General features: G+C 36.0%; 5 protein-coding genes. 4 read left to right on the top strand and 1 reads right to left on the bottom strand.

Going from position 1 to position 7,603, the window contains the following annotated elements; genetic code table 11:
• The first annotated feature begins 215 nt into the window (after window positions 1–215).
• The 4 genes from HGC4_RS02625 to HGC4_RS02610 all read left to right on the top strand — a co-directional run bounded on the left by HGC4_RS02625 (window position 216) and on the right by HGC4_RS02610 (window position 6,202).
• Window positions 216–2,381 (top strand): S9 family peptidase, encoded by a 2,166-nt coding sequence (locus HGC4_RS02625; protein ID WP_050708565.1) that lies wholly within the window; start codon window positions 216–218, stop codon window positions 2,379–2,381.
• A gap of 525 nt (window positions 2,382–2,906) precedes the next feature.
• Complete coding sequence (locus HGC4_RS02620; protein WP_050708564.1) at window positions 2,907–4,013, top strand: hypothetical protein; 1,107 nt, start codon at window positions 2,907–2,909, stop codon at window positions 4,011–4,013.
• 21 nt (window positions 4,014–4,034) lie between these two features.
• Window positions 4,035–5,099 carry a hypothetical protein gene (locus HGC4_RS02615; protein ID WP_050708563.1) on the top strand — a complete coding sequence of 355 codons (1,065 nt, stop codon included), beginning with the start codon at window positions 4,035–4,037 and terminating at the stop codon, window positions 5,097–5,099.
• Between the two features lie 29 nt (window positions 5,100–5,128).
• Complete coding sequence (locus tag HGC4_RS02610; RefSeq protein ID WP_050708562.1) at window positions 5,129–6,202, top strand: hypothetical protein; 1,074 nt, start codon at window positions 5,129–5,131, stop codon at window positions 6,200–6,202.
• Between the two features lie 91 nt (window positions 6,203–6,293).
• Here HGC4_RS02610 and HGC4_RS02605 read toward each other — a convergent pair whose 3' ends face one another.
• Window positions 6,294–7,355, bottom strand: coding sequence for an endonuclease/exonuclease/phosphatase family protein (locus HGC4_RS02605; RefSeq protein ID WP_050708566.1), 1,062 nt, complete (start codon window positions 7,353–7,355; stop codon window positions 6,294–6,296).
• Window positions 7,356–7,603 lie beyond the last annotated feature (248 nt).

Raw genomic sequence — 7,603 nt, 5'->3', positions numbered from 1 at the left:
TTTTATATGTACAAATATTATACCTATTTATATTAAAAAATACTATTTGTAGTAAATTTGACACAAAGATAGCAATAACGTTTAATCCATTATTGCATATTTTTGTTATTTTTAACAACCGAAAAACTCTTTTGTTCATAAAAAAAGTTCTTTTTTTCATAACACACATTCTAATCGGAATAAGTATCTTTGTTTTTTATTTAAATCGTCTAGTTATGAAGATCCTGAAAATCTGTTTCCTATCTATTTGTACTTTATCATCGTTTATTTCAATGGCACAAGACACATCAGTTCAGCTCAGTTTAGAGGATCTTATTCCCGGAGGTAATTCATACGCTAAATATAGAATCTCATTTCCTCAAAAACTACAATGGTGGGGAGATAACGCTACATATATAAAAGGAGACTCTATTATGTCTGTTGCTAAGTCTGAAAAACAATCAGACAATTTGGTTATTGACAAAAAAACGATTAATTCGGGTCTAGAAGCTAATGATAAAAAGCCAATAAAGTCATTACTTTCGGTTAGCTTTCCATATGCAGATCAAAAGATAGTAATGCTTAATAATGGGGTTGATACTTATCTATATAATTTTGAGTCGAATAAGATGATAGCCAGTTATACTTTACCAAAAGACGCGGCAAATCAGGATTTTTCAGAAGCAAGCAAAACTTTTGCTTACACCAAAGATAATAACCTATATGTAATACGAGAATCAGGACAAGAAGTCACCGCTACTTCTGACACTGACAAAGGTATTGTAAACGGGCAATCTGTGCATCGAAATGAATTTGGAATAAAGAAAGGTACTTTCTGGTCTCCTTCCGGCAAGCAGCTAGCCTTTTACAGAATGGACGAAACCATGGTTACAGACTATCCTTTGGTAGATATTTCGGCACGAGTAGCCGAATTAAAAGACATTAAATATCCAATGGCAGGAATGAAAAGCCATCATGTGACAGTTGGTATTTTTAATCCTGAAACACAACAAACTATATTTTTAAAGACAGGAACTCCTAAAGAAAAATATCTGACGAATATTGCATGGAGTCCCGATGAAAAATACATCTATCTTGCCGAACTAAATAGAGGACAAGATACTTGCAAACTCAACCGCTATGAAGTAGCATCTGGAAAGCTGGATGCGACACTATTTACTGAAACACATTCGAAATATGTGGAACCCGAAAATTCTGTATTATTCCTAAAGAATGACCCTCAATCTTTTATCTGGCAGAGTAAAAAAGACGGACACAATCACTTGTATCAATATGATCTAAATGGAAAGCTAAAAAAACAACTGACCAGTGGCAATTGGGATATTATAGAAGTTCTTGGTTTTGATGAAGCGGGAAATAATCTCTATTATATATCAACAGAAGCATCTCCAATAGAAAAACATATATATCAACTCAATCTGAAAAGCGGAAAAAGAACTCAATTATCGAAAGAAGAAGGAGCTCATTCAGCACAATTAAGTACATCCGGAAAGTATATCATAGATCGTTACACATCACAACATAATCCAGGAAAAGCTTCTATTACAGAAACTAAAACTAATAAAAGCTATACTTTTTTCGAAGCCAAAGACCCATACGGTAAAATAAATATGCCTGAAATAGAGATAGGATCTATAAAGGCAAATGATGGAAAAACTAATCTTTATTATCGCTTAATTAAGCCTCTGAATTATAATCCTGCTCAAAAATATCCTACAGTAGTATATGTATATGGAGGTCCTCATTCACAACTTGTAGACAACTCATGGATGGGACAAGCTCGCGGATGGGACATTTATATGGCTGAGAAGGGTTATGTAGTATTCACAATAGACAATAGAGGAACATCTAACAGAGGAATTGATTTTGAAAACATCACACACCGCCAATTGGGTATAATAGAAACTGAAGATCAAATGACCGGTGTAGATTTTCTTAAATCGTTACCTTATGTTGACTCTGACAGAATAGGTGTCCACGGATGGAGCTATGGAGGATTTATGACTTTGAACTTGATGCTTCGTCATCCTGAAACATTTAAAGTGGGCGTAGCAGGAGGTCCTGTTACCGATTGGAAATATTATGAAATAATGTATGGCGAACGCTACATGGATTCACCAAAAGAAAACCCTGAGGGCTATTCTAAAACCAGCATGGTTGATCGTGCAGGAGACCTAAAAGGCAGACTTTTACTTATTCATGGAGATGAAGATCCTACCGTTGTATTGCAACATAATCTTCAATTTATGAAGTCAGCTATAAAAAGTGGTACGCATCCTGATTTATTTATATATCCAGGACATGGACACAATATGACAGGACACGATCGCGTGCATCTTCATGAGCATATTACACGTTACTTTGATGATTTTTTAAAATAAAAGCAATTCGCACATATACCTTTATATATCAAACAATTACCCTCAATGCGACATTTTAAGTTTTAACTTAAAATGTCGCATAAACAGAACACAAAGGGTAATAGAATAGTCTGGAAACAGTTTTACTCAGAAATTTGACATATTTAAATGTGAAAAAAGTTCCTTTTTTCACATTTTCCATCTAAAAAGGTTATATTTGCCCATCAACAACATCTTTTTTTGAAAACAGAAAGGAAAAGATAGTTACAAGTAATATATTATTTGTTTACCGTTGGATATTTACATGAAAATATGGAACAACAATAGCTCCCAGTTTTCAGCTAAATCGGTATTTGCATCTTAATATTATTTGATTCTCTTATATTTTTCTTCTTGGCAACAACCCATTTACAGGATAATTGAATATCCTGGTAAATGTAGAATACAGCAACAATAAATACATTTCGATCTATATTTAGGATACAATATGCAGTACTTACTTACATAAGATACTGATTAAATGTATTCTATGAAAAATTCTAAATTATGATAAAGAAAAGACTGGTCTTTCTTATCTTCAGCTTTTATGCTATAACTCTTGCATACGCTCAAATAGGTATTGGAATCGGTACTTCAAATTCCGATCCGTCTGCTATTCTCCATATCCAAAGCTCCGATAAGGGTGTTTTATTTCCTAAGATAAACTTACAATCTAAGACAGATATAACTACCATCTCGAATCCGGCAGTCGGACTTTTAGTCTATAATACAGGACAAGGAGATTTAGACACACCTGGTTATGTATACTGGACAGGATCAGAATGGCAGAAGATGACTCTCACAACAGTAGTAAACCCATCTATAACCGGCCTGCTATGCAATAGAGCAGAGCTTACACCTTCTACATATATAGCAGGGATTCCTTATGAAGGTATAATGACCATTCCATATACAGGAGGCAATGGAGGCGGATATAACAGCGGTACACCTGTATCTTCAACAGGTAACACTGGACTTACTGCAACACTGCAAAGAGGAGAACTGAATACAGGAAATGGAAATTTAATATTCAGAGTTACAGGTACTCCCTCAGCCTCATCTCCAACTCCTATTATTTTTAATATTGATGAGCTTAACTTCAATTGTTCTGTTTCGTTAGTAGGAGAACAGATGGAAGTAGGAGAGCAAACCTCGTTTATTGCTAGCTTAACTAAAGACCAAAACGTATCTGGAACTCTTTTATCTCAATATTATCCCTCCCAACTCCCAACTGTTGATGGATTAAGGATGGATCTAATATCAAATGGAGCGACTTATTATTATCCAAGAGTTTACAACGTAAGTTCTGAACAGAAAATTGTAAGTTTTCAAACCTTTTCAGTTGTAAGTCTACTAAATGTTACAAATTTAAATAGAACTATTTATAGACAATCTGAAGTTACAAGCACAAATTGGGATTATGTCAATATAACCTCAAGAACTACTGCCCCCAATTTTGCTATTGCTTGGACTGCCACCGTATCCTCAACTGTTACTACCGATCTGCAGGTACAGGTAGGACCTTCCGAATGGCGATGGTATGAAATGACATGGTGGGCAATGGAAATAGATACTGTTAAAGTAATCTTCATGTCACTAATGAGGAAATCCTAACAGATATAATCAGATTTAATTATGAAAAAAATAATCTTACTATTTGTCTTTTATAGCCTATATATATCGACAAACCTGATATATTCCCAAATAGGAATTGGAACTGAAAGTCCAGACCCTTCAACAATACTCGACATAAATAGCTCAAACCAAGGAGTGTTATTTCCTAAGGTTGCTCTATTGTCCGATACTGATATAGCGACAGTACTTAACCCTGAAGAAGGACTTTTAGTATATAATACAGGAACAGGAGGCTTAGATTATGAAGGTCTTGTTTGTTGGGATGGAACAAGTTGGAAGAAAATTAATCTTACTGCAACAAATCCGCCCTCTATTTCGGCCCTTCGATGTACTGATGCCCGAATAAGCCCTTCTCTTTTTGAAGCAGGAGTACCTTACGAAGGAACTATGGTTATCCCATATTCCGGAGGAAATGGTGGTAGTTACTCTGCCGGTAGCCCACTACCCTCCATTGGACATAACACGGGGCTTACCGCAACATTACAAGCAGGAACTCTAGCATATGGAGCCGGAGAACTAACATTTAAACTATCGGGTACACCCCTATATGACTCGCCTGTACCCGCTGTATTTAACATCAATTTTCTGGGACAGAGTTGTCAGGCAACTGTTAGCGGTATTACTCTGGGAGTAGGAGAATATGTTACATATGTAGGTTACATACCAGCCACAGGTGTTGCTAACGGAACATTTTTATCATCTATAAGAACCGGACTACCCGTTATTGATGGTTTAAGAATGGATTTGATTTATTACACACAAACCTATTACCGACCAAGAATTGTTAATACCAACTCAACCAGTCAACTTATAAGTCTACAGACCTTTGCAACGCAGGTAAATCAATATAGAACTAATTTAAACCAGACTATTGCAGCCGGTGATGCTATTGTCATAGATTATGATGATTTAGTTTATTGGACAACAACTGCTGCCGAAGTAATTACTGTAAATGTACAGGTACAAATTGTACCGGGCGTATGGCGTTGGTATGAAATGAAATGGTGGGCAATGGAAATTAGTGCACAAAAGGTAATTTTCATGTCAATCATAAGAAAAGCTTAATCCCAGACTTTAATTATAAAACATTACAGATGAACAAGAAAGTCTTAACATTAATATTACTTCAAGTATGCATTACATTAGTATATGCGCAGGTAGGAATTGGCACACGCGACATTTCTTCTTCGGCAATGCTTGAAGTTAAAAGTGAGAACAAAGGTGTTCTTTTTCCTCGCATAGCACTCAATTCGAACACAGATATAACAACAATATCCAATCCATCCATCGGCTTAACTATTTACAATACTGGTTTGGGCAATTTTAAAACAGAAGGCTATTTAACATGGGATGGAACAATGTGGGTAAGACTAAAATCTGAAGATATAAAAGCACCGGGCATCTCAGGTATACAATGTACAGGAGCCAGCATGACCCCTTCTGCTTTCAAGGCAGGAGTTCCTTACGAGGGAATTATGGAAGTACCCTATATTGGAGGTAATGGAGCCTCCTATCCTGTAGGAACACCTATCGCCTCAACCGGAAATACCGGCCTTACAGCCACTTTGCAAGCTGGGGTATTAGAACAAGGTAATGGCGTATTGAGGTACACACTTTCAGGCACACCACTTCTGGACTCGCCTGCTGCTGCCTATTTCAACATAGATGTTCTCGGAAATTCTTGTACTGTAGCTTTGACCGGTGGTTTAACACTCGAAATTGGAGGGCTTATCACATTTTCTGGAGTATTTATTACGAATGGTCTTACACTCAATACCCTTCTATCAACTCAGTTCCCTACACAACTGCCCATTATTGACGGTTTAAAAATGGAAGTGGCATATTACGATCCAACTTTTTACAGACCTCGTATATACAACGTTTCCGACCAACCTCAGCTCATTAGCTTACAAACATTTGCCACTGAGGTAAACGAAAATAGAACTGTATTAAATCAAACGATTGCATCCGGAGGTTTTATACAGGTTGATTATAATGACATTGTTTATTGGACAACTACTAATGCCGAAGTAATCACATCCAATGTGCAGGTACAAGTTACTGCTGGTGTATGGCGTTGGTACGAAATGAAATGGTGGGCGATGCAAACCAATGCCAGTAACGCTTATAGCAAAACAATATTTATGTCTGTAACCCGAAAAGCCTAATCTATTTTATAAACCATTATAGATAAAAAAGGCAGGAGTAATAAATACTTCTGCCTTTTTTTATATTCTTATAAAGTTCTAAACTTAAAAATCACTTTGCTTTATTCAACGTAAATGTTGCTAATACAGCTTTATGATCGGTAGGCCAAATACCTTTACCTATTTCGAAAGGATCTTGGGTATTATCTTTTACCCTCTTACTATAAGCAATAGAACCATCAGGTCCCCATACAACCGCATCAGTTAAATCGAGTCCCTCCAATGGAGCATAGTAGATAAAATCAACTCGCTCGCGTTCATCAGCATCGGGAGTCCACGTTAGCTTGTTTATATCCATCAAAGGATTATCGGCAGGGAAAGTTATACCGGGATGAGTCGCAGGATCAGGATGAGCTTTACGATATGTATCTATATACCCTTCATCTGCAAGCATTGTACTAACTGTCCAGGGCACTACTACTCCATGCCTGTCGAACATATCTTTAGTACTTTCTATCCAGTCTTGATGAGATGGCTCATTAAAGTCTCCACCTATAATCACAATCCTGTTTTTAGCTCTATCTTCTTTAGCCTTTTCTAAGATTGCTTTCATTCCATCATCTCTTTTCGACAAAACGTTATCTGCTAATATAGAATCTACATCAAGCATTGGTGTACGCTTTTTCCATGTAGAACCATTATAGCCTTTTACATCATAATAAGTATCATTAAGATAATCTAAGTGGGTAGTATAAAGGGCAACTTCCTGTCCATTCATATCTATCAATGCTCTGTAAGCACTACCATGATCATCAACACAAGGATATACAGTGGTTGAATCTATAATGGGATAACGGGAAAGAATACCCGAATCGTAACTATAAAAAGAATAAAATACTTGTCCGCTATCTTTTAGGGATTGAACAATTCTGTCACAAAATCGAGTGTCTTCGTAATTTCGAACTTCACTTAATGTTACAAAATCGGCTTTAGAATTGAGTATTTGTTGAACAATGGCTTGGTAACCATCGGGTACAACTGTACCTTCCTGCCAAATATTGAATTGAAGAACTTTGAATGTTTCAGTGTTCGCCACTACATCTGCCTTATTCGTTTTTCCTCCACAACTCAATAGAAGAAAAGAAATGCAGAATAAATAAATAATTTTTTTCATAATAAACATTTTAAGGTTTATAAAGATCGAGTGATCTTATTGTATCTCAAACAAAGTTATTAATCTTAAAAGTAAAGCTCGAATTTGGACAAAAAAATATCCGTAAAAAAATATTTCTTCACGGATATTAAGCTTTCAGTTCTTTTAATGGAACTTTATTTCAATTCTTCAAGAATAGTTATCAGATAATCATAGAATCTTTCTACAGTATCTATTTCTACAAACTCATCTGGTGAATGGGGATTCAT

It is taken from the genome of Dysgonomonas sp. HGC4 (assembly GCF_001261715.1).
Classification (GTDB): domain Bacteria; phylum Bacteroidota; class Bacteroidia; order Bacteroidales; family Dysgonomonadaceae; genus Dysgonomonas_A.
Note: the sequence above shows the minus strand (reverse complement) of the source record. Positions and strands in the feature narration are given on the sequence as shown.

What these genes read in the sequence shown, in the direction of transcription:
- HGC4_RS02615 (WP_050708563.1), top strand. Translation starts at nt 4,035, where the DNA reads ATGAAAAAAATAATCTTACTATTTGTCTTTTATAGCCTATATATATCG.
- HGC4_RS02620 (WP_050708564.1), top strand. Translation starts at nt 2,907, where the DNA reads ATGATAAAGAAAAGACTGGTCTTTCTTATCTTCAGCTTTTATGCTATA.
- HGC4_RS02605 (WP_050708566.1), bottom strand. Translation starts at nt 7,355, where the DNA reads ATGAAAAAAATTATTTATTTATTCTGCATTTCTTTTCTTCTATTGAGT.
- HGC4_RS02625 (WP_050708565.1), top strand. Translation starts at nt 216, where the DNA reads ATGAAGATCCTGAAAATCTGTTTCCTATCTATTTGTACTTTATCATCG.
- HGC4_RS02610 (WP_050708562.1), top strand. Translation starts at nt 5,129, where the DNA reads ATGAACAAGAAAGTCTTAACATTAATATTACTTCAAGTATGCATTACA.